The sequence below is a fragment of the Streptomyces sp. NPDC039423 genome (assembly GCF_055598725.1).
The window spans coordinates 233,942-257,455 of record NZ_JBVKAH010000003.1 but is presented as its reverse complement, the minus strand read 5'-3'; the positions used below and the strand labels follow the sequence as shown (position 1 = coordinate 257,455).

Below are 23,514 nucleotides of genomic sequence, written 5' to 3'. Positions count from 1 at the left end.
AAAGCGGCCAGCGGGGGGCGGTGACCCAGGAGGGTGCCATGCCCGTCCGGGACGAGGCCCGGCACGACGACGCGCTCGTCGTGCTGAAGAACGTCGACAAGCACTTCGGCGCGCTCCACGTGCTGCGCGCCATCGACCTGACCGTCGGCCGTGGCGAGGTCGTCGTCGTCATCGGCCCCTCGGGCGGCGGCAAGTCGACCCTGTGCCGTGCCATCAACCGGCTGGAGACCATCGACTCGGGCGAGATCCTCATCGACGGCAGGCCCCTGCCCGCCGAGGGACGGGAGCTGGCCGCGCTCCGCGCCGACGTGGGCATGGTGTTCCAGTCGTTCAACCTCTTCGCCCACAAGACGGTCCTGGAGAACGTCACGCTCGGCCAGATCAAGGTGCGGCGGAAGGACAGGAAGGCCGCCGAACAGCGGGCCCATGAGCTGCTCGACCGGGTGGGTGTCGCTTCCCAGGCCGACAAGTACCCGGCCCAGCTCTCGGGCGGTCAGCAACAGCGGGTCGCGATCGCGCGGGCGCTGGCGATGGAGCCGAAGGTGATGCTGTTCGACGAGCCGACCTCCGCGCTCGACCCCGAGATGATCAACGAGGTCCTCGAGGTCATGCAGCAACTCGCCCGTGAGGGGATGACCATGGTCGTCGTCACCCACGAGATGGGCTTCGCCCGCTCCGCCGCCAACCGCGTGGTGTTCATGGCGGACGGCAGGATCGTGGAGGAGACCACACCGGACCAGTTCTTCAGCAATCCGCGCAGCGACCGGGCCAGGGACTTCCTGTCGAAGATCCTCCATCACTGAGTCCACGTCCCGTGCCGCGCGCACCAGCTCCAGGGGTGATCACCATGAACCCGTACAAGCTCACCAAGGCCGGTGTGGCCGCGGCGGCCGCGCTCGCTCTCTCCTTCTCCCTCGCCGCCTGCGGCGACGACGGCGGGGACGGCGGCTCGGGAGGGAACGGCGACAAGATCAACGTCGGCATCAAGTTCGACCAGCCCGGCATCGGACTCAAGACCCCGGACGGCGACTACACCGGCTTCGACGTCGACGTGGCCACCTACGTGGCCAAGCAGCTCGGCCACGAGCCGGGTGACATCGTGTGGAAGGAGGCGAAGAGCGCCGACCGCGAGACGATGCTCCAGCGCGGTGACGTCGACTACATCGTGGCCTCGTACTCGATCAACGACGAGCGGGCCCAGAAGGTCGACTTCGCCGGTCCGTACCTGCTGGCGCACCAGGACGTCCTCGTGCGCGCCGACGACGACTCGATCACCAAGCCCGCCGACCTCAACAACAAGAAGCTGTGCTCGGTGACCGGCTCCACGTCCGCCCAGAACGTCAAGACGAAGCTCGCCCCCAAGGCCCAGCTCCAGGAGTACGGCGGGTACTCGGAGTGCCTGACCGGTCTGGAGAACGGTGTGATCGACGCCGTGACCACCGACGACTCGATCCTGGCCGGCTACGCCGCGCAGGAGCAGTTCAAGGGCAAGTTCAAGCTCGGCGGCTTCAAGATGAGCAACGAGAACTACGGCATCGGTGTCCAGAAGGGCAGCGAACTGAAGGCCGAGATCAACAGCGCGCTGGAGAAGATGGTCGCGGACGGCTCCTGGGAGGCGGCCGTGAAGAAGAACTTCGGCCCGGCCGGCTACAAGAACGAACCGGCCCCGAAGATCGGCGTCATCGTCGGCTGAGGGAACCGACGTGTTCGACTTCCTCGAGGGGTACGACCTGCTGGGAGCGTTCTGGGTGACGGTGCAGCTCACCGTCTACTCCGCGATCGGCTCCCTGATCTGGGGGACGCTGCTGGCCGCCATGCGCGTCAGCCCCGTCCCCCTGATGCGGGGCTTCGGCACCGCCTACGTCAACATCGTCCGCAACATCCCGCTCACGGTGATCATCGTCTTCACCTCGCTCGGCCTGTTCCAGACCCTCGGCGTCGACCTCGGCGCCAAGGACTTCACCACCATCAACTTCCGGCTCGCCGTGCTCGGGCTGATCACCTACACCTCCGCCTTCGTCTGCGAGGCACTGCGGTCCGGCATCAACACCGTCCCGCCCGGCCAGGTCGAGGCGGCCCGCGCCATCGGCCTCGGCTTCGGGCAGGTACTGCGGCTGATCGTCCTGCCACAGGCCTTCCGGTCGGTCGTGGGCCCGCTGGCCAACGTCCTGATCGCCCTCACCAAGAACACCACCGTCGCCGCCACCATCGGCGTCGCCGAGGCCGCCCTGCTGATGCGCGAGATGATCGAGAACGAGGCGCAGCTCATCCTCATCTCGGTGATCTTCGCCTTCGGCTTCATCTGCCTCACTCTCCCGACCGGCCTCTTCCTCGGCTGGGTCAGCAAGAAGGTGGCGGTGAGGCGATGAAGGAAACGACGAAGGAAACGACGGACAAGGCGACGAAGAAGGCGACGAAGAAGGCGGCGACGAACCGGCCGGCCGTCCTGTACGACGTCCCCGGACCGCGCGCGCGGCGCCGGAACGTCCTCTACAGCGTGGGCTTCGTCATCGCCCTCGCCGGGCTGGTCTGGTGGGTCGGGCAAAGCCTCGCCGACAAGAACCAGCTCGAGTGGGCCAAGTGGGACCCGCTCATCACCGACGGCCGGGCCTGGACGACGTACATCCTGCCCGGCCTGAAGAACACGGTGATCGCCGCCGCGCTCTCCATGGCCATCGCCCTGCCGCTCGGCGCGCTCCTGGGGATCGGCCGGCTCTCCGACCACCGGTGGGTACGTGGCGCGGCCGGCACGGTGGTGGAGTTCTTCCGCGCCATCCCGGTGCTGATCCTCATGCTGTTCGCCAACGCCGCCTACGCCGAGTTCACCAACATCAGCCCCGAGTCCCGTCCGTTGTACGCGGTGGTCACCGGGCTCGTCCTCTACAACGCCTCGGTCCTGGCCGAGGTCGTACGGGCCGGCATTCTGGCCCTGCCCCGGGGGCAGACCGACGCGGCCAAGGCCATCGGCATGCGCAAGGGCCAGACGATGACGTACGTCCTGCTGCCGCAGTCGGTGACCGCCATGCTCCCGGCGCTCGTCAGCCAGCTCGTCGTCATCGTCAAGGACACCGCCCTCGGCGGCGCGCTGCTGAACTTCTCCGAGCTGTTGGCCTCCGTCCGGCCGATGAGCGCCAACTACGGAGCGAACACCATCGCCAGCTTCACCCTCGTGGCGATCGTCTTCGTCGCCCTCAACTTCGCGCTCACCACCTTCGCCGGATGGCTCGAGCGGCGCCTGCGGCGGGCCAGGAAGTCGACCGGCGCGGTCGTGGGAGCCGGCGCGGTGGAGGAACTGGCGACGCCCGGCGAGCACGTCGGACCCGCGGACGTACGGGACGACGACACCAAGGCATGACGCCCGGCGCCACGCCCGCTGGTAAAATGACCCTGCGCTTCGACGCGACCGGGGCCCGTACCGACGAGGTACGGGCCCCGGTCCGTTCCGGGCGACCAGACCGAGGAAGGTTCCCCATGAACGCGAAGCCACCGTCCGCCGTGCCCCCCGTGCCCCCCGAGACCGGCGCGGCCCGCCCCGAGGCACGGCCCGGCGAGCCCGGGGACCCCGCGACCGTGACCCCGGGCCTGCCGCCGGCCGCGTCCTTCGCCGAGCTGGACCTGCCCCCGCGGCTGCTGGCCACCATGACCGGCCTCTCGGTGCGGGAGCCGTTCCCGATCCAGGCCGCCACCCTGCCGAACGCGCTCGCCGGACGGGACGTCCTGGGCCGCGCGCGGACCGGCTCGGGCAAGACGCTGGCCTTCGGTCTCGCGCTGCTCGTCCGCACGGCGGGCCGGCGCGCCGAACCCAAGCGACCCCTCGCGCTGGTGCTCGTACCGACCAGGGAACTCGCCCAGCAGGTGGGCGACGCGCTGGAGCCCTACGCGCGGACGCTCGGACTGCGGCTGGCGACCGTGGTCGGCGGGCTGTCCATCGGACGGCAGGCCTCGTCCCTCCGGGACGGCGCCGAGGTCGTCGTCGCCACCCCCGGCCGGCTGGCCGACCTGCTCTCCCGCCGTGACTGCCACCTGAACCGGGTCCGGATCACGGTGCTGGACGAGGCGGACCAGATGTGCGACATGGGCTTCCTGCCCCAGGTATCGGAGATCCTGGAGCAGACGCCCGCCGACGGCCAGCGGATGCTGTTCTCCGCCACCCTCGACCGGGACGTCGACCGGCTGGTGCGGCAGTACCTGCACGACCCGGTGCTCGCCTCCGTCGACCGGGTGGAGGGCTCGGTCACGACGATGGAGCACCACGTGCTGCACGTCCACCCCGCCGACAAGTACGCCACCGCCACCGAGATCGCGGCCCGGGACGGACGCGTGCTGCTGTTCCTGGACACCAAGGCGGGCGTGGACCGCTTCACCCGCCACCTCCGGGACAGCGGTGTACGGGCCGCCGCGCTGCACAGCGGCAAGTCGCAGCCCCAGCGCACCCACACCCTGGCGCAGTTCAAGGAGGGCACGGTGACGGCCCTGGTCGCCACCAACGTCGCCGCCCGCGGCATCCACGTCGACGACCTCGACCTGGTCGTCAACGTCGACCCGCCCGCCGACGCCAAGGACTACCTCCACCGCGGCGGGCGCACGGCACGCGCGGGCGAGTCGGGGCGGGTCGTCACCCTGGTCACGCCCGGCCAGCGGCGGGACGTGACCCGGATGCTGTCGGACGCCCGGATCAGGCCGACCGTCACCCAGGTGCGCTCCGGCGAGGAGAAGCTGACCGGCATCACCGGCGCCAGGCGCCCCCCGGCGGGCGACCGGGCGAAGAACTCCGCCGCCGGCACCACCGCCTTCCGGGGCATGGGCACCGGCCGCCCCGCCAAGGAGTCCCGCCGGACCACCGAGGCCCGCAAGCTCGCCGAGGCCCGGCGGGCCGCCCAGGTCCGCAAGTCCCGCTGACCGCCGGGGCGCGTCGCCCCGGCGGTGTCGCGACCCCCGCGAGCCGCTCCCCGGCCAGGTGGGAGGATGGGCGCATGACCGAGATCCACACACCACGCCTCCTGCTGCGCCGCTGGCGCGAGGAGGACCTGATGCCCATGGCCGAGATCAACGCCGACCCGGCGGTAATGGAATGGGTCCGCGACGGCTCCGTCCTCGACCTGGAGGAGACCGCCGAGGCGATCGAGCGCTGGGAGGAGGAGTGGGACGAGGAGGGCTTCGGGCTGTTCGCCGTCGAACTGCTCGGCTCGGGCGAGCTGGCCGGGTTCACCGGCCTGTCGGTGCCGGACTTCCTGCCCGAGGTGCTGCCGGCGGTGGAGGTCGGCTGGCGGCTGGGCCGGCCGTTCTGGGGCCAGGGGTACGCCTCCGAGGCCGCGCAGGCCACGCTGGAGTTCGCCCTCCAGGACCGCGGGCTGGACCGGGTCGTCAGCATCTGCCGGGCCGGTCACACCGCCTCGGAGAACGTGATGCGCAAGCTGGGCATGTCGCCGGAGCGCGAGACCGTCGACCCGCGGTACGGGTTCCCGCTGCGGGTGCACGCCATCGACCTGTCGGAGTACCAGGGCTGACCGCCGCCCGGGCCCGTGCGCGGACCGGGCCGAGAGGCCCCCGCTGCGGGTCGCCGCGGGGGCCTCACCGGCGGAGCGGCCCGCCCAGGGCTGCCGCCGGTGTCAGCGCCGCTCGGGCAGGTCCGCCTCGGCCGGCAGCACCGGCGGCACCCCGCGCGCGGCCCGCGCCTTCGCGGCCGCGGCCGGCTTCTTCCCGCAGAACGCGGCCTCCAGCGTCCCGCCGAGCGCGGTGTTGGCCGCGCCCCGGTTGGACGTGTTCGCCATCGCGGCGAGGCTGCGGCGGCCGTCCCGCGTCGAGAACGCGTAGGTGTAGTACCCCTGTACGGTGCCGGTGTGCCCGAACACCTGGGCGCCGCAGGACAGGTCGTAACGGCGCAGGCCCAGCCCGTAGAACCGTGTGTTGGTGGCGTCCGTCGGGGTGACCGTGGTCATCGCCTCCAGCGTCCGCGGCGACAGCAGCCTGCCCCGCATCAGCGCGGTCATGAAGGTGTTCAGGTCCGCCGGGGCGGAGATGACCGCACCGGCCGACTGCGCCCAGGACACCGTCTGCTCCGTGGAGTCGACCAGCGGCGCTCCGGCCTCGTCGGGGTGCAGGTAGCCGCGCACCCGCGGGCCCTCGATGCGGGTGTCGGGGTGCACGTACGACGTGTTGCGCAACCCGAGCGGCTTGATGATGCGGCGCTCGTACTCCTTGCCCACCGGCTTGCCGGTGACCTTCTCGATGAGCATGCCGACCACCACGAAGTTGGCGTTCGAGTACTTGTACGCCACCCCCGGCTCGGTGGTGCGCGGTTCGGCCAGCGACAGGTCCACCAGCTCCTGGTAGCTGAAGACCCGGTTCCGTACGGACTCGAAGCCCGGCACGGTCCGGGCGAACATGGCGTCGGTGTAGTCCGCCAGCCCACTGCGGTGCGTCAGCAGGTGCCGCACCGTGATCCGGTCGTCCGGCAGCAGGCCGGGCAGGTAGCGGTTGACCGGGGCGTCGAGCTCCACCTTGCGCTCGTCGACGAGCTGGAGCAGTACCACGCTGGAGAAGGTCTTGCTGACGCTGCCGATCCGGAAGCGCGCCCGGGTGTCCATGGCCGCGCCCGAGGCACGGTCACGGACACCGGCGGTCCGGGTCAGCACGCCGTCCGGGCCGGTGAACCGGGCCATCGCCCCGGGCGCCCCGTTGGCCATGGCGGCGTCCAGCGCCGCCGCCACGCCCTCCATGTCGGGGGCGGGCGCGGTGGACGCGGCCGGGCTCGCGGCGGCCGGCGCGTGCGCGGGGGCGGCCGGGGCGGAGGGCGCGGCGAAGGCGGTCGTGGCGGGGGAGACCACCCCACCGGCGATCGCGGCGATCAGGGTGGCGCTCAGTGCCAGGCGTCTGTGCGGCGACAAGGTCACGTCAGGTCCTCGACTCGATCGGTGGGGCACACGGGATGGCGTGTGCCGGGAATGCGGCGGGAGCTCCGGCGCCGTGACGCGCCGTCTCCCGTACCCATGGACCATGAGTGTCAACGCACGCCGCCGGTTCCCGACACGGCCCGCCCTTTTCATGGTTGACGCACCGTCAGGCCCCCGGGCGGGTCGGCGGCGGTGCGCGGGCCGCCGGGCCGTGCCGGACGGGGGCGGGGGCGCGACCGGGGGACCCGATCGGGGGACCCATAGGGTGGCCCCCATGTCTGCCCCCTTGAATTCCCGGAAGGCGGCCGCCGCGCTCCGTACGTCGGCGCGTGTGTCCGCCGAGATGCTGCTGGTGCTCGTGATGGCCGCGGTGGTCCTCTGGCTGCTGGGCCGGATGTGGTCGGTCGTGTGGCCGCTCATCGTGGGCCTGCTGCTCACCACGCTGACGTGGCCGCTGACGCGCTTCCTGCGGCGGCGCGGGTGGCCGCCCGCGCTGGCGGCGTCGGTGGTGACCGTGCTGTTCCTGCTGGCGGCCGCCGGGGTGGTGGCGCTGATCGCCGTGCCCGTGGCGTCCCAGTCGGGCGAGCTCGCCGACGGTGTGGCCGACGGCATCCAGAAGCTGCGCGAATGGGCCGCCGGGCCGCCGCTCAACATAGGCGACGACCAGATCACCGGTGCCCTCGACGCGGCGGTCGCCCGTGTGCAGAGCAGCCTGGGCAGCATGGTCACCGCCGTCGTCACGGGGGTGGGCACCGTGTTCAGCGGTCTGGTCACCGCCGTGCTGGCCCTCTTCCTGATGTTCTTCTTCCTCAAGGACGGCCCGCGCTTCCTGCCGTGGCTGACGCGTCAGCTTCCCGGCCGGCTGGCCTCCGACCTCCCGGTCGTGGCGGCGCGCTGCTGGGACACCCTCGGGGCGTTCGTGCGGTCCCAGGCCTTCGTCGGCCTGCTGGACGCCGTGTTCATCGGCATCGGCCTGTGGATCGTGGGCGTGCCGCTCGTCCTGCCGCTGGCGGTGCTCACGTTCGTCTCGGCGTTCGTGCCGATCGTCGGCGCCCTCTTCGCCGGTCTGGTCGCGGTGCTCATCGCGCTGGTGTCGAACGGGCTGACGGACGCCCTGATCGTGCTGGCGATCATCGTCGTGGTCCAGCAGCTGGAGGGCAATGTGTTCCAGCCGATGATCCAGAGCCGGGGACTCGGCCTGCACGCGGCGGTCGTCCTGCTGGCGGTGACCCTCGGCGGCAGCCTCGCCGGCGTGGTGGGCAGCCTGCTGGCGGTGCCGGCGGCGGCCCTGGTCGCGGTCGTCTGGAACCACCTGCGCGAGCAGCTCGCCGACCCGACGGAGGATCCGGACGCCCCGGAGGCCGGCGAGGAGCACCTGGGTTCCGCCGTCCCGTCGTAACCCTCCCGGCCCGGACGGCCCCACATGCCGTCCGGGCCGCGACCGCCGTGGTGTGATGGCCGTGATGTCAGGTTTCGCCCAGGATCACTCAGGGACGGTTCCATGAGCACCGCGGCTCCGGCGGCCACCCCGCGCGACGAACAGGGCCGCCACGCGGCGTGGCTCGAGCTGTTCTTCGACCTCGTCTTCGTCGCGTTCGCCGCCCAGCTCTCGCACACTCTCCACGGCGACCCGGGATGGCGCGAGTTCGGGGTGTTCCTGGGCCTGTACTTCCCGCCGTGGTGGATGTGGATCAACCTGATGGTGTCCGCCAACCTGTTCGACCTGGACAGCGCGCGCCGCCGGCTGCTGATGCTGTTCGCGATGCTCTGCCTGGCCACGATGGCCGCCGCCGTGCCGGAGGCGGACGAGGACGGGACGCGTTCGGCGGCGTACGCGCTCGGCTACGCCGGGACCCGGCTGGTGCTGCTCGGGCTCTGGTGGCCCGCGACCCGCTACCCGCCGCCCGCCCGTGTGCCCAGGTGGCGGCCCCTGACGTACTGCCTGGTGTCGGGGGTGCTGTGGGCGGCCTCGGTGGCCGTGCCCGGCGAGTGGCGTTACGTCGTGTGGGCCGCGCTCATCGCGGCGGAGCTGGTGCTGCTGCTGACCGCGCGCGGCAGGGGCATGCCCAGGCGGCTGCACACGGGTCTGCTGGTGGAGCGGGTGGGCCTGTTCGTCATCATCGTCTTCGGCGAGTCGGTGCTCTCGCTCGTCACCTCCACGGACCATGTCTGGACGGGCGCGGCCGGCGTCGTGGCGGTGCTCGGCTTCACGCTGCTGGCCGCCCTGTGGTGGTCGTACTTCGACTTCGGGTCGGTCGCGGCGGAGCTGGTGCTCGGCTCGGCCGAACCGGAGCGCGCGTACGTCCTCTCCCGTGACGTGGCGGCCTTCCTGCACTTCTTCGTCACCGCGGCGATCCTGTGCCTCGCGGCCGGTCTCGCGACCGCCGTCGAGGAGGCCGGGCACGCCCATCTGCACCACGGTGCGGTGTGGGCCCTCGCGGGCGGCCTCGCCCTCTACCACGCCGCGCACGCCGCGATCGCGCTACGGTTCGGCCGCCCCGTGGGCGCCGTCGCCGTGTGGGCGCTGCCGGGGATCGGCGTACCGCTGGTGCTGATCGCCGTGTCGGACCACCTGGCCCCATGGCTCGTCGTCGCCCTGCTGGCCGCCGAGGCGGTCCTGCACCTGCTGTACGCCAGGGCCGTCGCCCGGCGCCGGGCGGCGCCGGGCGGCACGGCGCTCGGCTGACGCCCCGGAACGCACCGGCCCCGGGCGGTGCGCGCACCGGGGCCGTACGGCCGCGTGGTGTGACGGCCGGTCAGCGGCCGGCGGGCTCGCCGTCGGACTCCAGCGCCTTCTTCAGACCCTCCAGCGTGGTGCGGATGTTGCGCCGCTGGAAGTCGGAGAACACCTGCCCCCGGGTCGCCAGCCGGTCGAAGGCGTTCGCCAGGGCGTCCGGCCACGCCCGCCGGTCGTCCGTCCACGTCTCCGTCACGCGGGTGCCGCCCTCGGCCGGCTCGAAGCGGTACTCCCACGTCGCGATCGCACCGGGCAGCCACGGCCGCCGCGCCCCGATGGCGTGCACCCGGAACGCGAAGCGCTCCCCGGGATCGGCGGCCGTCACCGTGCACTTGGTCGTCCAGGTGATGGAGCCGCGCTTGTTGTGCCCGGCGAAGACCATGCCCACGTACGCGCCACGCCGCTCACCGAGCACCGTCGCCCCGCGGTTCTCCGGGCTCCAGCGGCCCATCGCCGTGGGGTCGGCGACCGCCTCGTACACGGTCGCGGGGGCGGCGTTGATCACGATGCTGTCCGACACGGACATGGTGCGGGGCATGGTTGTGCCTCCTCGTCGCCGGCTGTCCCGTACAGTCCGGGGCCCACACCCTACTCACAGGTAGCCGGTCCCCGGCGGGGCGGTCCCCCGGCCCCCGCCGCCCCCCGTTCCCACACCGTCCCGGTCCCGGCCGCGCAGCGGGGTACGGCCCGGCTTCGGGAGCGCCGGCCGGCCGTGCATCATAGGCGCATGAACAACAGCGGGGGACGACAGCAGGAACCGACGAGCTACGGGCTCCAGCCACCTCTTCAGGCGTCCGTACCGGCGACCCGGGAGCCGGAGGCCGGGCCGCCGCGTCCGGACGGTCACGGCGGGGCCGCCGCCTCCGGGGCCGGCGCCTCCGGGGCCGGCGCCGCACAGCCCGGCGCGGGCCGCCTCGTCGGCGGCCGCTACCGGCTGCTGGAGAGGCTCGGCTCCGGGGGCATGGGCACGGTCTGGCGGTGCCGCGACGAGGTGGTGGACCGCGACGTCGCCATCAAGGAACCACGCGTTCCCGAGCACTTCAGCTCCGCGGAGCGCCACACCGCCTACCAGCGCATGCAGCGGGAGGCCCGTGCCGCGGCGCGCATCGACCACCCGTCGGTGGTGGCCATCCACGACGTCGTGATCGAGGGCGACAGCCCCTGGATCGTGATGGAGCTGCTGCGGGGCAAGTCGCTCGCCGAACTCCTCGACGAGGGCACGCTGCCGCCGCGCGAGGCCGCCCGGATCGGGCTCGCCGTCCTGGGCGCGCTCAGCGCGGCGCATGAGGCCGGTGTGCTGCACCGGGACGTGAAGCCCGGCAACGTGATGGTCGGCCGCCACGACCGCGTGGTGCTCACCGACTTCGGCATCGCCCAGGTCGAGGGCGAACAGAAGCTCACCGAGACCGGGGGCTTCGTCGGCTCGCCCGAGTACATCGCCCCCGAGCGGGTGCTCGGCCGCCGGGCCGGCGCGGAGTCCGACCTCTGGTCCCTCGGCGTGATGCTCTACCAGGCCGTCGAGGGCGTGTCGCCGTTCCGCCGCCAGACCACGCCGTCCACGCTCCAGGCCATCCTGCTCGCCGAACTCCCGCCGCCCCAGCAGTCGGCGGAGCTGACCGCGGTCGTCACCGGTCTGCTGCGCAAGGAGCCGGAGAACCGGCTCACCGCCCAGGCGGCGCTGCCGATGCTGCGTGCCGCGGCGGACCCCCCTCCCCGGCCGTCGGCACCCGCCCCCGCCCCCACCCGGCAGGCGGGCCCGGAGGCGGCGCTGCCCGCCCCCTCGCTCGCGCGCCGCCTGCTGCGGCCGCTGCCCCTCGCCCTCGCCGCCGCCGCGGTGGTGGCCGCCCTGGTCGTGGCCCTGGTCGTCCCGTTCGGCGGCGACGACGTCCCGGACGGCTGGAAGCGTTACGAGGAGTACCGCATGCGGGTCACCGTCGCCGCCCCGGCCGACTGGACCATCACCACCGCGGACGACCTGGAGAGCTCCGACGGCGCCTACGTCGCCACCCGCTACACCTCCCCGAAGGGCGACATGACGCTCCTGGTCGACAAGAAGGAGAAGGCCACCGAGACCGCCATGGCGACGGCCCAGCGCTGGAAGCAGGAGTACGAGACCGCCTCCCCTCCCACCGGCGGCACCGCCGCGGTCGCCTCCGTGAAGCCGGCCACCGAGCAGGGCCGTGACGCCGCCGTGCTCACCGTCACCTACAGCAAGCAGCAGGACGACGGCGCCCCGCGGCGCCTGTCCAAGACGCTCGTCGTGATCAACAGCAAGCAGGAACGTCTCACGCTCAACGTGGACGTGCCGGCCGGCAAGTCGGCGGAGGCGACGGCCGACGACCTGTTGGCCACCGCCCGCTCGCAGTACCGCATCGGCGACCTGTAGGCACCACGTCGGCCCGCGCTCCCGGCGCGGACCGACGTCCCCGAAAAAAGCCCGGCATGATCGCCGGTGCACGGGGCACCAGCACCTCAAGCCCCGCCGCGTCTCCCCCCCCTCGCGGCGGGGCTTCGCCGTCCCCGCGCGGCACCGGGCCGACACCTACGTCCGCCACCCCCAGGGCCACCGCGACGCCCCATCCGGTGACGCACCGTCAACAACCGGGTCAACCACCTTCGGAGGGCCCGTCCTCCCTGCCGGGCGTGGTCACGCGAAGCCGGCCCCACAGGTGTGTTTTCGGCCTGATCGCGGCGACGGCGCCCGCCGGGGTGATCTCGGCGGGATGCAGGGAAGGCGACACGCATGCACCCACCGCGGGCGCCGCCCACGCCTCACCGGGGACGCCCGTCCCACCGCGGGGCGACCACACCGGTCCGACCAGATTTGGTGATCATTTGGCACCCGGCCGCTGGTCCCGCCCCACGAGCGTGATCTACGTTTCGACTGTTGCACTGACCAGGCACTTTCAGGGGGAACCATGCCCGTCCGAGACACCCCGGACACACACGACGTACGCACGTCACCGGACGCGCCGGGGGACCGGGCCCAGGACGCCCCGGACCGGCCGGCCCGGTCCGGAGGCGCGGCCGCCCTCGGCTGGGCCGTGACCATCACCCTCAACGTCGTCGCGCCCATCATCACGTACAAGCTGCTCCGCGACCACGGCTGGAGCGAGTTCGGCGCGCTCCTCGCGGGCGGTGTCTGGCCGGTCCTCGACAGTGCGGTCCACATCGCCTGGCGTCGCCGCCTCGACGAATTCGCCGTCGTCACCCTGGTGTTCCTGGTGCTCACCGCGGTGGTGTCGCTCGTCGGCGCCCACACGGCCCGGGCCCTCATGGTCAAGGACTCCGCCGTCACCGGCCTGTTCGGCCTGCTGTGCCTGGCCACCCTGCTGGCCCCGCGACCGCTCATGTTCTACTTCGGCCGCAAGTTCGCGACCGACGGCACCCCGCGGAGCACCGCCTGGTGGAACGGCCTGTGGCAGTACGAGGGTTTCCGCAGGACCCTGCGGACGATGACGACGGTCTGGGGCGTGGCGTACTGCGTCGAGGCCGTCGCCCGTATCGCCCTGACCTACCTGCTCAGCACCGACACCATGGTGGTCCTCAGCCCGGTGCTGATCTACGGCGTCCTCGCCGCGCTGGCCGTGTGGACGGCCCTGTACGGCAAGCGCGCCCGGCGCAAGGGGCAGGAGCGCGACGTGGCGGTCGACGCCCCCACGTCGCCGGCGCGGGCGTCATGACGCTCCGCCGCCCGAGCGGCCCGCCGGGGCCCGACGGGGCCCGCGGGCCGACCGCCGGACCGGACGACGGGGACACGCCGGTGAGCGACGCGGAACTCCTGGCCCGCCGCTTCGAGGAACACCGCGCCCACCTACGGGCGGTGGGCTACCGCATGCTGGGCTCTCTCGGCTAAGCGGAGGACGCCGTCCAGGAAACCTGGCTCAGGCTCGACCGGTCCGACGTCTCGGACGTACGCAACCTGGGCGGCTGGCTGACGACCGTCGTCGGCCGCGTCTGCCTCGACATGCTGCGCGCCCGCGCCACCCGCCGCGAACACCCGCTGGAGGCCCCGGACGGACAGGTCAGGCTGCCGGACCCGGTGGTCAGCGGCCCGCACGGCGTGGACCCCGAGCAGGAGATGCTCGTCGCCGACGACGTCGGCATCGCCCTCATGATCGTCCTGGACACCCTCGCACCCGCGGAACGGCTCGCGTTCGTCCTGCACGACCTGTTCGCCGTGCCCTTCGAGGAGATCGCCACCGTCCTGGGCCGGACGGCCGCCTCCACCCGTCAACTCGCCGGCCGTGCCCGCCGCCGGGTCGAGAAGGCGGCACCCGCCCCGGACACCGACCCGGCCCGCCGGCGCGAGGTCGTGGACGCCTTCCTCACCGCCTCGCGCGGCGGGGACTTCGACGCGCTCCTCGCCGTCCTCGACCCGGATGTCGTGGCCCGCTCCGACGGCGGCGGCCTGCGCCCGAGCCTGCTGCGCCAGGGCGCGGCCGACGTGGCCTCGCAGGCCATCACGTTCGCCCGGTTCGCGCAGGCCGGGCTGCCGGTGCTGGTCAACGGCTCGCCGGGAGTGGTCGCGGTCGACGCGGGCCGTGCCGTGTCGGTGATGGCGTTCACCGTCCGGGGCGGCAGGATCACGGCCCTCGACATCCTCACCGACCCCGAGCGCCTCGCGGGGATCGACCCGGGCGCGCTGCACGACGGCGTGCCGCACGACGGCTGAACCGGGGGCGCGCGCCCGGGGGCCCGGGGCCGGGCCCCCGGGCGTGGGGTCACGGGGCCGGGGCGGCGCGACCGGTGAGCAGCCGTACCCCGTCGACGGCGGCCGGGGAGAGCACCGCGTCGCGCAGGTCCGGCAGCGGAAGCCAGCCGACCGCGTCGGTGGACCCCCCGGTCTCCGACACCTCCGGCGCGCCGCCGTCGAGCCCGACCGCGTAGAACAGTCCGGTCACGTGCCACTCCACCCCGCCGCGGCGGGCCGCGTAGGTCCGGGCGTCGAGCAGCCGGGCGGCGCGGAGCTCCAGGCCGGTCTCCTCGCGGAGTTCCCGCGCCAGGGCCTCCACCGGCTGCTCGCCGGGGTCGATCCCGCCGCCCGGCAGATGCCACAGCCCGGGAGCGAAGACCGGGGACGTCTCCGACAGCCGGGTGAGCAGCAGCCGGCCCTCCCGCAGCGCGAGCGCGTACGCGGACACCCGCGTCCGTACCTCGGTCATGCTCTTCCCCCTCCGCGGGACCCGGCGCATTACCGGGCCCGCCCCGGCGCCACGTGGGAGGATCATGGCACGGGGGCGGCCGGCCGGCCGCCGGGCTCCGGAAAGCGGGTCGGGTGAGGGACGACGACATACGTGCGCGGTTCGACGGACGCGGCCGGGTCGAACTGCTGCCGGGCGACGCCTCCGCCGCGACGCGCCGCCGCATCGAGGGGATCGGCCACGCGCTGGGCTACCGGCCGCTCGCCGTCGAGAACGTGTGGCCCGCGGGCGTGCGGCTGGTCTACCAGCGGGACGACGCCCCGGACGCCCGTCGCCGGGCCGCGCTGACCATCGCCCGGCTCCGCGCGGGCGGGCCGCTGCTGTCGGCGGCCGAAGCGCCTCCACCGCCTCCCCCCGGCCCACCGCCCCCCGCCCCGGCACCCGCGCCGCCCCGGCCCCGGCGCCCCGCTCGACCGGACCTCCCCCCGGCGGTCCCCCCGCCCCCCGCGGCCGCGCGGCCGGCCCGGCCCCGGGTCCCGCCCCCGCCGGCATACCCGCCACCACCGCCACCGCCGCCCGCTCCGCCGGGTCCCTGACGCACAGCCGGGTGCCCGACGGCTGCCGGGCGCGCCGTCACGCGCGTCGTCGTCACGCGCCGCCGGTGGTCCGGTTCGCCCCGGGTGGCGGCGGTACCGTGGGTGCTGTCGCGACGTGCCGACGGACGAGGTGACCATGCGGAACCGGCCAGTGCTGGTCTACGACGGGGACTGCGGTTTCTGCAGTACCTCGGTGCGGTTCGCCGGGCGGTACATCCGTCCCCGCTGCGCCATCACGCCGTGGCAGTTCACCGACCTGGAGGAACTGGGCGTCACGCGGCAGCGCGCCGCGTACGAGGTCCTCTGGGTGACCCCGGTCGGCACGGTGTACGGCGGGTCCCGGGCGGTGGCCAAACTGCTGCTGAGCTCCGGGGGCGGATGGCCGGTCGTGGGGGCGCTGCTCAACCTGCCCCCGGTGCGCTGGGCCGCCCACGGTGTCTACCGGCTGGTGGCGAACAACCGCCACCGCATGCCCGGCGGCACGGCGGCGTGCGCGCTGCCGGGCCGTCGCCCCTCGGGGGGCTAGGTCGTGTCCGGAAAGTCTCGCCTGGCCCGCGGTGTCCCGCACGCGCGCTCGCGGCGTTGTCGTCGGTCGTCATGGTCCCCCCGTAGCCCTTCGGGCACGGGAGGTGCCCCCACCGCCATGACTCCCTCCTCCGCCTTGCGATCGCACGCACCGGACACCGCGGCCCCCGCCCTCCGGGCGTACGCCGATACTTTCCGGACACTCCCTAGGCGGGCCCTCGCGGGCGCGGCCGGGCTGCCAGCGCGCTGTGCGCGGTCTGCCAGCGGCCCGGCGGAGGCTGAGGGCGTCACGTACGGCGCTCACCCGGAGGCATGGGTCCATGTCAGCCACTCCACAGCACTTCGCACCGCGCCCAGGGGCGGGGCCCCGCCGCCGCCGGGCCGTGCCCGCGGCCCTGCTGGCCCTGGCGCTCACGGCCGGGACCGCGTGCGCGGCGCCGTCCGCCGCGGCCCCGGTGGGCGTGGGGGACCGGCCCGCGCCGGCCGCCGGGAGCACCGGCCCGGAGCGGCACGACGACCTGGCCCGGCTCGCCCGGGAACTGGTCCACGCCGGGGCGCCGGGGGTGGTCGTGCGGGTGACGGGCGGCCGCGGGCGGCCCGTCGAGATCGTGCGACAGGCGCCGTGGGCGGCCCGGCTGCAACGGCTCGCGATGGACGACGAGTTCCGGATGGGCTCCAACACCAAGACCATGATGGCCACGCTCGTACTGGGCCTCGCCGCGGAGGGCCGTCTGTCGCTGACGGACCCGGTCGAGAAGTGGCTGCCCGGGCAGGTGCCCGGCGGCGCCGCGATCACCCTGCGGATGCTGCTCAACACCCGCAGACCCGCGCGAGCCGGGTCTTGCCCGCGCCCCCGGGGCCCACGAGGGTCACCAGCCGGGCACGACCGAGCAGTTCGGTCACCCGGCGGACATCGTCCGTACGCCCTGCGAAGCTCGTCGAAGGGACGTCCAGGTTGCCGCCGTCCCCCGCCGCCGGCCGCGCCGGCACGGGCGTCACCCCGGCTCCGGTGGCGGTCGTGCCGTCCCCCGCCTCCGCCGTGACGGGCCGGCCGCGCAGCACGGCGAGGTGCGCGGCCGCCACCTCGGGCCCCGGGTCGCTGCCGAAGGTGTCCGCGAGCCGTTCGCGCAGGTCCGCGAAGACCGCCAGCGCCTCGGCGTTCCGCCCGGCCGCCGCCAGGGCGCGGATCAGCAGGGCGTGCAGCCGTTCGTGCGGCGGGTGGTCGGAGGTCAGCGCCTGGAGTTCGGCGACCGGACCGGGCCCGGCGGCCGTCCGTACGAGACCGGGCCCCGTGGCCGTCCGTACGAGATCGGCCTCGATCCGGTCCTCCAGCGCGGCCAGCCGCGCCCGCGCGAGCCGCTCCGCCTCCCGCTCGGCGAACGGCGCCCCGCGCACGTCCGCGAGAGCGGGCCCCCGCCACAGCCCCCCATTGTCCCAGCCGCCTGCGCCCGACCGCCGTACGAGTCGGTTGATCTGACGGGTGGTCGGGTGCGGGCGGCACGATGAGCCGTGTGATGATCTGATCACACAGGGGCCGGCCCTCCGGGGAGGGTGGGAAGGCCGGGAACGAGGCGGGAGCAGAGGGTGAGCAAGGGCGGGGCGTCCATACCGGACGAGGAGTGGGAGCGCTTCCTGCGGGAAGCGGGGGCCGGGGACCAGGACGCCCCTCGCGAACCGTCCGCGCGGGCCCGGATGGTGACCGGGCGGCTGCGGGAGGAGCCGGACCGGCCGGAGGGATGGCGCACCTACCGGCCGGTCCGGCGCCGGCGGGGCAGGGGCTGGTACGTGCTCGGCCTGCTGGCCGCCGTCGGCCTGCTGGTCGTCGCGGTCGCGCCGGGACGCGTCGTGGGATGGTTCGCCCCCGGGAGCGGCGACACGACGCCGCTCGCCGCCGAGTCCCGGCGCCCCGACCAGCCGCCGCCCTCGGAGGCGGCGAACCGGCTCCCCACCCTGGAGCACCCGTTCCGGGGCTCACCCGCGGAGCGGTGGGGCGACGGGACGGCGGGGATCAACGTACCCCCGGCGCACGCGACGGGCTGGATGAGCGAGGAACAGGTGGCGGGGGCACTGGAACGGACCCGCGACTTTCTCGCCGCGTCGAGCCTCGACCCGGGGGTGCTGCGCGGGGAGCGGCCCCGGCGGGCCACGGCACTGATCAACCCCCACCAGCGGGACGTCCAGGACTTCCTGGCGACGGCGTTCCGCGCGCCCGACCGGGAGAACGACCCCCGCCTGCTGTTCAGCCGCTTCTCCCCGGGCGACGTGCGGCTCGTCGGGGACGTGATCAAGACCCGCGGCCGGATCACCTACCGGGAGGGCGAGCGCGGTGCGGTGCGGATGACCGCCGACGTCACCTTCGTCTACCCGGTCGTACGCGCCGAGGCGGGGAGCGAGGAGGTGACGCGGACCATCGTGCGCCGCGAGGTCGTACTGAGCTGGGACGACCCGGCCAGGGTCGTCATCGAGCCGGGGACCTTCTCCCTGGTCTCGTACAAGGCCGACATCACCAACGGCGGCTGCGGCACCTTCACGGGCTACCTCACCCCGGAGTTCGCCGCCGAGCGCGCGGTCACGGGGTCCGGTGGCGGTGCCGAGGTCGACCCGTACGACCGGAGCAGGTCGATGGACGCCCGGATGCGGGAGGCCGGGGGAGAGGAGTGCGGGACCGCCACCCGCTCGTGAGCGGCGGCCCGCGGGTGACGTCGTGACGGATCCGCCGGCCCGCGCGTGACGGCCTCCCGTGCCGGCCCGCGCGTGACGGCCCGCGCGTGACGACCTCCGGCCCCGGCCCGCGCGTGACGGCCTCCCGCGACGGCCCGGTGCGGGGCGGAGCGGGCGGTGGCAGGCCGGCGGGCTCGCGAAATCGCGGTCGCCGTGGGGGACACGGCGCTGCTAGCTTGCGGCCGTGGACCTCTTCTCACGCTCCTGGACAGCCCTGCTCGAAGCGGTCGCCGACCTCCCGGACGAGGACTTCGCCCGGCCGTCCGGCTGCACCGGCTGGCTCGTCCGGGACCTCGTGTGCCACCTGGTCATCGACGCCCAGGACGTGCTGATCACGCTCGCCACCCCCTCCGACGCCGAACCGACCCGGGACGCGGCGACCTACTGGAACGTGGTCGAGGCCCCGACGGGCGACGACCCGCTGGACGCGCTGACGGTGCGTCTGGCCGCCGCGTACGAGGAGCCGGGACTGCTCAAGTTCCACCTTAACGACGTCGGTTCGGCGGCAGGCCGCGCCGCCGGGCTCGCGGACCCCGGCGCCCGGGTCGCCACCCGCGACGTGGTGCTCACCGCGGGCGACTACCTCTCCGCCTACGTCCTGGAATGGACGCTGCACCACCTCGACCTGATCGCGCACCTCCCGGACGCGGCGGACCCGCCCGCCGAAGGGCTCGCCCGGTCACGCGCGTTGCTGGAGCGGATCGCGGGCGATGCGCTCCCCCCTGGGTTCTCCGACAAGGACGCCCTGCTGATCGGCACCGGGCGGCGGGCCCCGACGGAGGCCGAGCGGTCCCGACTGGGCGACCTGGCAGGGATTTTCCCGCTGGTCATCGGCTGATCCGGCGGCCGCATACCGGGGTCGCCGCCCACATACGTCAGACCGGCGGCCTCGGACTGTCAGCCGTCGGCCCCGGGGACCCAGTGGTGGTGCACCGGCAGGATCCTGGGACCGTTCCCCGTGTCCGGCCAGCCCAGTTCGGTGGCCACCGGCATCATCTTCTCGACGAACGCGTTCATCTGCTGCTCGGTCTCCCACAGGTCGAAGACCTCCAGACCGCCGTCCGTCGGCACGCACGCGTGGGACAAGCAGCCGTCGAAGACTCCGGGTATCTCCTGGAGCCTGGCGTTGAGGGCGTCGTACTGGTCCGTGGTGACACCGGGGGCCACGGCGTGGACGAAGATCGGCATGGTGGGACCCTCCTCGTGTGGCGGGCAGGACCTCCCGTGCCGCCCCTGTGGCGGTATCCCGCCCCACCTTCCAGCACACCATGTACGCCCGGGGACGGCATCCCGCCCGCACGATGCTGGGCGCGGTGGACGAAAAGCAGGTCAGTGGCTGCGGGGCGCGTACATGATCACGGCCATCCCGGCGAGGCAGACCAGGGCGCCGATGACGTCGAAGCGGTCGGGGCGGTAGCCGTCGGCGGCCATGCCCCAGGCGATCGACCCGGCCACGAAGATCCCGCCGTACGCGGCGAGGACGCGGCCGAAGTCGTCGTCGTGCTGCCAGGTCGCCACGACGCCGTAGAGACCGAGGGCGATGACGCCGGCGCCGATCCAGATCCAGCCCTTGTGCTCGCGGATGCCCTGCCACACCATCCAGGCGCCGCCGATCTCGAAGAGGGCGGCGACGACGAACAGGGCAAGGGAACGAGCGACAGTCATAGCGGCTGACCCTACCGGCGGCCCCCGCTCGTGACCTTCGGCGGGACGGCCGGCTTCCGGCAGCCGCCCCACCACCGCCCCGGCCCCGGCACCGGCGCCGACGACCCCGGCCGCGATCAGGCGGACCCGGTCCTCCACGCCTCTCCGCCGGCCAGGTCCGGCGCGGCGGAGCGGCCGCGGCCTCGACAGCGAGGTCAGCCGCTCGGCGAACAGCGCGTCCCACTCGGCGACCCGCAGGGGCCACTCCTTGGTGGGCAGGGTGCAGGACCGCGGCGCCCACCCAAGATCTCGCGCTCGGCAGTCAGGATGCCTGGACCTGGTCGAAGAGGGCGAGAGCTTCGGCGGGGTCCGGACTCACGAGGCGTTCCAGACCGGCCGTCGTGATCTCCGCCCACCTGCCGGCCCGTGCCCACATCTGCTCCTCGAAGGCGCGGACGGCCTCGTCCAGATCTTCAGGGCCGGTGGCGATGGACTCGGCGAGTTCGGCGCCCTCCAGCATCGCGAGGTTCGCGCCCGCCCCCAGTGGGGGCATCAGATGGGCGGCGTCGCCCAGGAGCGTCACCCCGGGGACATGGGTCCAGGTGTGGGACACGGGCAGGACGAAGAGGGGGCGGTGGACGAAAGCGGTGCCGTGGCGGAGGAGGTCGAGGACGGGAGCGGCCCAGCCGTCGAACAGCGCCAACAGACTCGATCGGACGGCTTCGGCGTTGGCCGGGTCCAGGTCCCTGTGCCAGTCCAGCGGCGCGCGGAACTGGGCGTACACCTTGACGTGGCCGCCGCTGTTGCGCTGGGCGACGAGAGCTCGGTTCACCCCGTACGCGGCCACGGAACCGTCGCCGATCAGCCGGGCGAGGCCGGGGTGGCGGGTGTCGACGTCGTCGAGGGAGGTTTCGACATAGGTGACGCCGGTGTAGTGCGGCATCACCGACGAGACTGCCGGGCGCGTCCGGGACCAGGCGCCGTCGGCGCCGACCACGAGGTCGAACGTCTCCTGTCGCCCGTCCGCGAAACGGACTGCCACACCCTCCCGGCTCCCTGGCACCACCTGCGTCACGCTCCGCCCCCACCGGACGTCGAGAGGGCCGAGCAGCAGGTGACGGAGTTGCCCGCGGTCGATCTCGGGATTGGCCCGGTCATCCGGACGGGGTCGCCAGTCGCGCAGGACGGTGCCGTCCGCGTCCAGGATGCGCATGGCCTGCCCCTCGGGGCGGGACAGCGCCCGGAACTCCGCCAGCAGCCCCGCCTTGTCCAGCGCGAGCTGGCCCAGCCTCTCGTGCAGGTCCAGCGTGCCGCCCGGGGGGCGGACGTCAGGGCCGGGATCGCGTTCGAGGACGGCGACGGGGTAGCCGTGGCGGCGCAGGACACGGGCGAAGGTAAGCCCTCCAGGGCCGCTGCCGACCACAGCGATACGATGTCTCATGGCGATACACTGTATTGCCCCAAACGATGTATCGCAGCAGAACGGTGTGAACCATGAGTGTGTGGGACCGGCCGGAGCCGCCGACTCGCCCCGTGCCGCTCGACCGGGAGCGGATCGTTGCCGCCGCCATCGCGCTGGCCGACGAGGGCGGGCTGGACGGGGTGTCGTTGCGCAAGGTCGCCGCCCGGCTGAATGCGGGCCCGATGCGGCTGTACGGATACATCTCCACCAAGCAGGAGCTGTTCGACCTCATGGTGGACGAGGTCTACGCCGAGATCCTCCCCCCAGAGCCGCCCGGTGACTGGCGTGAGGCGCTGCGTACCCTCGCCCACCGCACCAGAGACGCCGCTCTCCGGCACCAATGGCTGGCCGACCTGCTTGGTGGCCGCCCGGCCCTGGGACCGAACGCCCTCGCCGTGGGCGAGGCCACGCTGGCCGCCCTGGACAGCCTCACCGACATCGACACCGCCATGCGCGCGGTGGAGACCGTCGGTGCCTACTTCACCGGCGCGATCAGGCGCGAGATCGCGAACCTGCGGGCCGAGCGCGCCACGGGACTGTCGAAGCACGACTGGCAGCGCGCCTCCGGCCCGCATCTGACAAGGATGTTGGCCACCGGTCGCTTCCCGGCGCTGACCAAGGCCGTGTACGACGGCACGGACGTGGACGCTGAGGCATCCTTCGCAACCGGCCTGGACTGGGTCCTCGACGCCGTGGCCGCCAAACTCGCCCGGCCGCCGGCATGACGCTCAGCCGTTGTTCCCTACCAGTCTCAAGTCCCGTAAGGGGTTGGCGGTACGCGCGGCGGGTCCTACCGTCGTCCTGATGGAGATCGCCTTCCGGAAGCTGCCGGACAACCAGCACGACATCCTGGTCCGTGCCCGCAGGGGACCCGACGTGCGGCTGCCCGCACAGCCCACGGGTCCGTCCATGCCGCACGACCTGGTGCACGCCGTGGTCGAGACGGCCCTGGGCCTGGACGACGGGTTCTGGGGCGCGATGGCGCGGGGTGCGACCTTCCAGGGCTTCGAGCTCGTCGAGCCCGGCCGCCACCGCCGCTCGGGGCTGAAGGCGCTGCGCCGCGGAGGCGACGCCGTGATGGCCGCCGAACTGTCCGTGAACTGGGCGTACCGGGTGTGGCGCGGCCTGCCCACCGAGGGCCGGGGCGTGGGCCGCGCGCCCCTGGGCCCGGAGGCCGTGGCGCGCACGGGCCCGCCCCTGGACGCCGCGGCCGCCCGCTGGGCGGCCCTCGCCGAGGGCGCGTCACTGGTGTGGCGCTGGGGCAGGGACCGCTAGTGGGGGAGCGCGGCGAGTTCCGGCCGCTGGTCGTCGGCATGCTCGTGGCCGCGTCGCTGGCGGGCTGTTCGGCGCCCGACGACGTAGGTCCGCCGGCACCGGAGGGTAGGACCTGTCCCGCGGTGCCGGCGGAGGCCGGATGGTGCTTCGACGAGCGGCTGTACGAGGAGTACCCGCCCAAGGGGGACATCGACATCGTCTTCGGCATCCTCAGCGAGTACCGGGTCGGTGAGCCGGTCGACCTCCGTCTCCGGGTCACCAACCGCACGCCTGCGACGTGCCGGTACGAGTTCGAGGTCGAGAGCAAGGGCTTCGCCGACGGGGAACCGGCCGGCTTCACCGTCGTGGTGCCGTACGAGGTACCCCCGTCCGCGACACGGGAGTTGGTGCGGCGCACCCCCGTGGTGAAGGACCCCCATCCGCTCTTCGAGGTGGACGACGTCTACCGCCGCTGCCGCCCCTAGGTCATGTCCGCACCGTATCGGCGACCGCCCGGAGGACGGGCCGGGCGAGACTT

General features: G+C 73.6%; 24 protein-coding genes and 2 pseudogenes. 19 read left to right on the top strand and 7 right to left on the bottom strand.

The window, feature by feature from the left end; all coding sequences use genetic code 11:
- The first annotated feature begins 38 nt into the window (after positions 1-38).
- The 6 genes from ACZ7LK_RS11890 (at position 39) to ACZ7LK_RS11865 (ending at position 5,507) form a co-directional block, all read left to right on the top strand.
- A complete protein-coding gene (locus ACZ7LK_RS11890; RefSeq protein WP_469465097.1) occupies positions 39-803 on the top strand; it encodes an amino acid ABC transporter ATP-binding protein in 765 nt (254 codons plus the stop codon).
- A gap of 44 nt (positions 804-847) precedes the next feature.
- Complete coding sequence (locus tag ACZ7LK_RS11885) at positions 848-1,693, top strand: glutamate ABC transporter substrate-binding protein (RefSeq protein WP_392273023.1); 846 nt, start codon at positions 848-850, stop codon at positions 1,691-1,693.
- A 10-nt stretch (positions 1,694-1,703) separates the two neighbouring features.
- Positions 1,704-2,369 carry an amino acid ABC transporter permease gene (locus tag ACZ7LK_RS11880; RefSeq protein ID WP_392273024.1) on the top strand — a complete coding sequence of 222 codons (666 nt, stop codon included), beginning with the start codon at positions 1,704-1,706 and terminating at the stop codon, positions 2,367-2,369.
- Positions 2,366-3,355 carry an amino acid ABC transporter permease gene (locus ACZ7LK_RS11875; RefSeq protein WP_392273025.1) on the top strand — a complete coding sequence of 330 codons (990 nt, stop codon included), beginning with the start codon at positions 2,366-2,368 and terminating at the stop codon, positions 3,353-3,355. The genes ACZ7LK_RS11880 and ACZ7LK_RS11875 overlap by 4 nt, the downstream gene beginning before the upstream one ends.
- Before the next feature lie 116 nt (positions 3,356-3,471).
- Entirely contained in the window at positions 3,472-4,899 is a 1,428-nt protein-coding gene (locus tag ACZ7LK_RS11870) for a DEAD/DEAH box helicase (protein ID WP_471139967.1), read from the top strand.
- A 74-nt stretch (positions 4,900-4,973) separates the two neighbouring features.
- A complete protein-coding gene (locus tag ACZ7LK_RS11865; protein WP_392273027.1) occupies positions 4,974-5,507 on the top strand; it encodes a GNAT family N-acetyltransferase in 534 nt (177 codons plus the stop codon).
- Between the two features lie 102 nt (positions 5,508-5,609).
- On the opposite strand, the gene ACZ7LK_RS11860 is transcribed toward ACZ7LK_RS11865, so the two are convergent.
- Positions 5,610-6,893: a serine hydrolase domain-containing protein gene (locus ACZ7LK_RS11860; RefSeq protein WP_471139964.1), complete on the bottom strand. Its 1,284-nt coding sequence runs from the start codon at positions 6,891-6,893 to the stop codon at positions 5,610-5,612.
- A 274-nt stretch (positions 6,894-7,167) separates the two neighbouring features.
- On the opposite strand from ACZ7LK_RS11860, the gene ACZ7LK_RS11855 reads away from it, so the two are divergent.
- On the top strand, positions 7,168-8,292 hold the full coding sequence (locus tag ACZ7LK_RS11855; protein ID WP_469465094.1) for an AI-2E family transporter: 1,125 nt from the start codon (positions 7,168-7,170) through the stop codon (positions 8,290-8,292).
- 102 nt (positions 8,293-8,394) lie between these two features.
- The gene (locus tag ACZ7LK_RS11850) at positions 8,395-9,579 is read left to right on the top strand and encodes a low temperature requirement protein A (RefSeq protein WP_471139961.1); all 1,185 of its coding nucleotides are present in this window, start codon (positions 8,395-8,397) and stop codon (positions 9,577-9,579) included.
- 70 nt (positions 9,580-9,649) lie between these two features.
- On the opposite strand, the gene ACZ7LK_RS11845 is transcribed toward ACZ7LK_RS11850, so the two are convergent.
- A complete protein-coding gene (locus tag ACZ7LK_RS11845; protein ID WP_392273031.1) occupies positions 9,650-10,168 on the bottom strand; it encodes an SRPBCC family protein in 519 nt (172 codons plus the stop codon).
- A 189-nt stretch (positions 10,169-10,357) separates the two neighbouring features.
- Between ACZ7LK_RS11845 and ACZ7LK_RS11840 the strand changes: the two genes are divergently transcribed.
- The 3 genes and pseudogenes from ACZ7LK_RS11840 to ACZ7LK_RS11830 all read left to right on the top strand — a co-directional run bounded on the left by ACZ7LK_RS11840 (position 10,358) and on the right by ACZ7LK_RS11830 (position 14,305).
- Positions 10,358-12,016, top strand: coding sequence for a serine/threonine-protein kinase (locus tag ACZ7LK_RS11840; protein ID WP_471139958.1), 1,659 nt, complete (start codon positions 10,358-10,360; stop codon positions 12,014-12,016).
- A gap of 532 nt (positions 12,017-12,548) precedes the next feature.
- Positions 12,549-13,313, top strand: a complete 765-nt coding sequence (locus ACZ7LK_RS11835; protein WP_392273033.1) for a VC0807 family protein — start codon at positions 12,549-12,551, stop codon at positions 13,311-13,313.
- Between the two features lie 80 nt (positions 13,314-13,393).
- A pseudogene (locus ACZ7LK_RS11830) lies at positions 13,394-14,305 on the top strand (sigma-70 family RNA polymerase sigma factor).
- Between the two features lie 49 nt (positions 14,306-14,354).
- Here the strand turns inward: ACZ7LK_RS11830 and ACZ7LK_RS11825 are convergent.
- Positions 14,355-14,795 carry an NUDIX hydrolase gene (locus tag ACZ7LK_RS11825; protein WP_392273035.1) on the bottom strand — a complete coding sequence of 147 codons (441 nt, stop codon included), beginning with the start codon at positions 14,793-14,795 and terminating at the stop codon, positions 14,355-14,357.
- A gap of 113 nt (positions 14,796-14,908) precedes the next feature.
- On the opposite strand from ACZ7LK_RS11825, the gene ACZ7LK_RS11820 reads away from it, so the two are divergent.
- The 3 genes and pseudogenes from ACZ7LK_RS11820 to ACZ7LK_RS11810 all read left to right on the top strand — a co-directional run.
- Positions 14,909-15,370 carry a hypothetical protein gene (locus tag ACZ7LK_RS11820; protein ID WP_471139956.1) on the top strand — a complete coding sequence of 154 codons (462 nt, stop codon included), beginning with the start codon at positions 14,909-14,911 and terminating at the stop codon, positions 15,368-15,370.
- A gap of 136 nt (positions 15,371-15,506) precedes the next feature.
- Positions 15,507-15,896, top strand: a complete 390-nt coding sequence (locus ACZ7LK_RS11815) for a thiol-disulfide oxidoreductase DCC family protein (RefSeq protein ID WP_392273037.1) — start codon at positions 15,507-15,509, stop codon at positions 15,894-15,896.
- A gap of 319 nt (positions 15,897-16,215) precedes the next feature.
- Positions 16,216-16,653: pseudogene (locus ACZ7LK_RS11810) on the top strand (serine hydrolase); the annotation flags it as partial.
- Positions 16,654-16,705: 52 nt separating this feature from the next.
- Here the strand turns inward: ACZ7LK_RS11810 and ACZ7LK_RS11805 are convergent.
- On the bottom strand, positions 16,706-17,422 hold the full coding sequence (locus tag ACZ7LK_RS11805; protein WP_392273039.1) for a BTAD domain-containing putative transcriptional regulator: 717 nt from the start codon (positions 17,420-17,422) through the stop codon (positions 16,706-16,708).
- Between the two features lie 57 nt (positions 17,423-17,479).
- Between ACZ7LK_RS11805 and ACZ7LK_RS11800 the strand changes: the two genes are divergently transcribed.
- Positions 17,480-18,577 (top strand): hypothetical protein, encoded by a 1,098-nt coding sequence (locus tag ACZ7LK_RS11800; protein ID WP_392273040.1) that lies wholly within the window; start codon positions 17,480-17,482, stop codon positions 18,575-18,577.
- Positions 18,578-18,800: 223 nt separating this feature from the next.
- A complete protein-coding gene (locus tag ACZ7LK_RS11795) occupies positions 18,801-19,454 on the top strand; it encodes a maleylpyruvate isomerase N-terminal domain-containing protein (RefSeq protein WP_469464652.1) in 654 nt (217 codons plus the stop codon).
- A gap of 59 nt (positions 19,455-19,513) precedes the next feature.
- Here the strand turns inward: ACZ7LK_RS11795 and ACZ7LK_RS11790 are convergent, their stop codons facing one another.
- The 3 genes from ACZ7LK_RS11790 to ACZ7LK_RS11780 all read right to left on the bottom strand — a co-directional run bounded on the left by ACZ7LK_RS11790 (position 19,514) and on the right by ACZ7LK_RS11780 (position 21,701).
- Positions 19,514-19,804, bottom strand: coding sequence for a hypothetical protein (locus ACZ7LK_RS11790; protein WP_469464651.1), 291 nt, complete (start codon positions 19,802-19,804; stop codon positions 19,514-19,516).
- Between the two features lie 141 nt (positions 19,805-19,945).
- Complete coding sequence (locus tag ACZ7LK_RS11785) at positions 19,946-20,281, bottom strand: YnfA family protein (RefSeq protein WP_471139953.1); 336 nt, start codon at positions 20,279-20,281, stop codon at positions 19,946-19,948.
- A gap of 301 nt (positions 20,282-20,582) precedes the next feature.
- Complete coding sequence (locus ACZ7LK_RS11780) at positions 20,583-21,701, bottom strand: FAD-dependent oxidoreductase (protein ID WP_471139952.1); 1,119 nt, start codon at positions 21,699-21,701, stop codon at positions 20,583-20,585.
- Positions 21,702-21,754: 53 nt separating this feature from the next.
- Here ACZ7LK_RS11780 and ACZ7LK_RS11775 point away from each other — a divergent pair, with 53 nt between their 5' ends.
- From ACZ7LK_RS11775 to ACZ7LK_RS11765, 3 genes are all read left to right on the top strand, one after another.
- Positions 21,755-22,447: a TetR/AcrR family transcriptional regulator gene (locus ACZ7LK_RS11775; RefSeq protein WP_392273045.1), complete on the top strand. Its 693-nt coding sequence runs from the start codon at positions 21,755-21,757 to the stop codon at positions 22,445-22,447.
- A gap of 79 nt (positions 22,448-22,526) precedes the next feature.
- A complete protein-coding gene (locus ACZ7LK_RS11770; protein WP_392273046.1) occupies positions 22,527-22,997 on the top strand; it encodes a hypothetical protein in 471 nt (156 codons plus the stop codon).
- Positions 22,997-23,461 (top strand): hypothetical protein, encoded by a 465-nt coding sequence (locus ACZ7LK_RS11765; protein WP_471139949.1) that lies wholly within the window; start codon positions 22,997-22,999, stop codon positions 23,459-23,461. The genes ACZ7LK_RS11770 and ACZ7LK_RS11765 overlap by 1 nt, the downstream gene beginning before the upstream one ends.
- Positions 23,462-23,514 lie beyond the last annotated feature (53 nt).

Excerpts from the sequence above, each read along its gene's own strand:
- ACZ7LK_RS11825 (WP_392273035.1), bottom strand. The coding sequence starts at position 14,795 with ATGACCGAGGTACGGACGCGGGTGTCCGCGTACGCGCTCGCGCTGCGG.
- ACZ7LK_RS11850 (WP_471139961.1), top strand. The coding sequence starts at position 8,395 with ATGAGCACCGCGGCTCCGGCGGCCACCCCGCGCGACGAACAGGGCCGC.
- ACZ7LK_RS11770 (WP_392273046.1), top strand. The coding sequence starts at position 22,527 with ATGGAGATCGCCTTCCGGAAGCTGCCGGACAACCAGCACGACATCCTG.
- ACZ7LK_RS11785 (WP_471139953.1), bottom strand. The coding sequence starts at position 20,281 with ATGACTGTCGCTCGTTCCCTTGCCCTGTTCGTCGTCGCCGCCCTCTTC.
- ACZ7LK_RS11855 (WP_469465094.1), top strand. The coding sequence starts at position 7,168 with ATGTCTGCCCCCTTGAATTCCCGGAAGGCGGCCGCCGCGCTCCGTACG.
- ACZ7LK_RS11835 (WP_392273033.1), top strand. The coding sequence starts at position 12,549 with ATGCCCGTCCGAGACACCCCGGACACACACGACGTACGCACGTCACCG.
- ACZ7LK_RS11815 (WP_392273037.1), top strand. The coding sequence starts at position 15,507 with ATGCGGAACCGGCCAGTGCTGGTCTACGACGGGGACTGCGGTTTCTGC.
- ACZ7LK_RS11890 (WP_469465097.1), top strand. The coding sequence starts at position 39 with ATGCCCGTCCGGGACGAGGCCCGGCACGACGACGCGCTCGTCGTGCTG.
- ACZ7LK_RS11875 (WP_392273025.1), top strand. The coding sequence starts at position 2,366 with ATGAAGGAAACGACGAAGGAAACGACGGACAAGGCGACGAAGAAGGCG.
- ACZ7LK_RS11865 (WP_392273027.1), top strand. The coding sequence starts at position 4,974 with ATGACCGAGATCCACACACCACGCCTCCTGCTGCGCCGCTGGCGCGAG.
- ACZ7LK_RS11790 (WP_469464651.1), bottom strand. The coding sequence starts at position 19,804 with ATGCCGATCTTCGTCCACGCCGTGGCCCCCGGTGTCACCACGGACCAG.
- ACZ7LK_RS11885 (WP_392273023.1), top strand. The coding sequence starts at position 848 with ATGAACCCGTACAAGCTCACCAAGGCCGGTGTGGCCGCGGCGGCCGCG.
- ACZ7LK_RS11845 (WP_392273031.1), bottom strand. The coding sequence starts at position 10,168 with ATGCCCCGCACCATGTCCGTGTCGGACAGCATCGTGATCAACGCCGCC.
- ACZ7LK_RS11840 (WP_471139958.1), top strand. The coding sequence starts at position 10,358 with ATGAACAACAGCGGGGGACGACAGCAGGAACCGACGAGCTACGGGCTC.
- ACZ7LK_RS11775 (WP_392273045.1), top strand. The coding sequence starts at position 21,755 with ATGAGTGTGTGGGACCGGCCGGAGCCGCCGACTCGCCCCGTGCCGCTC.
- ACZ7LK_RS11780 (WP_471139952.1), bottom strand. The coding sequence starts at position 21,701 with ATGAGACATCGTATCGCTGTGGTCGGCAGCGGCCCTGGAGGGCTTACC.
- ACZ7LK_RS11870 (WP_471139967.1), top strand. The coding sequence starts at position 3,472 with ATGAACGCGAAGCCACCGTCCGCCGTGCCCCCCGTGCCCCCCGAGACC.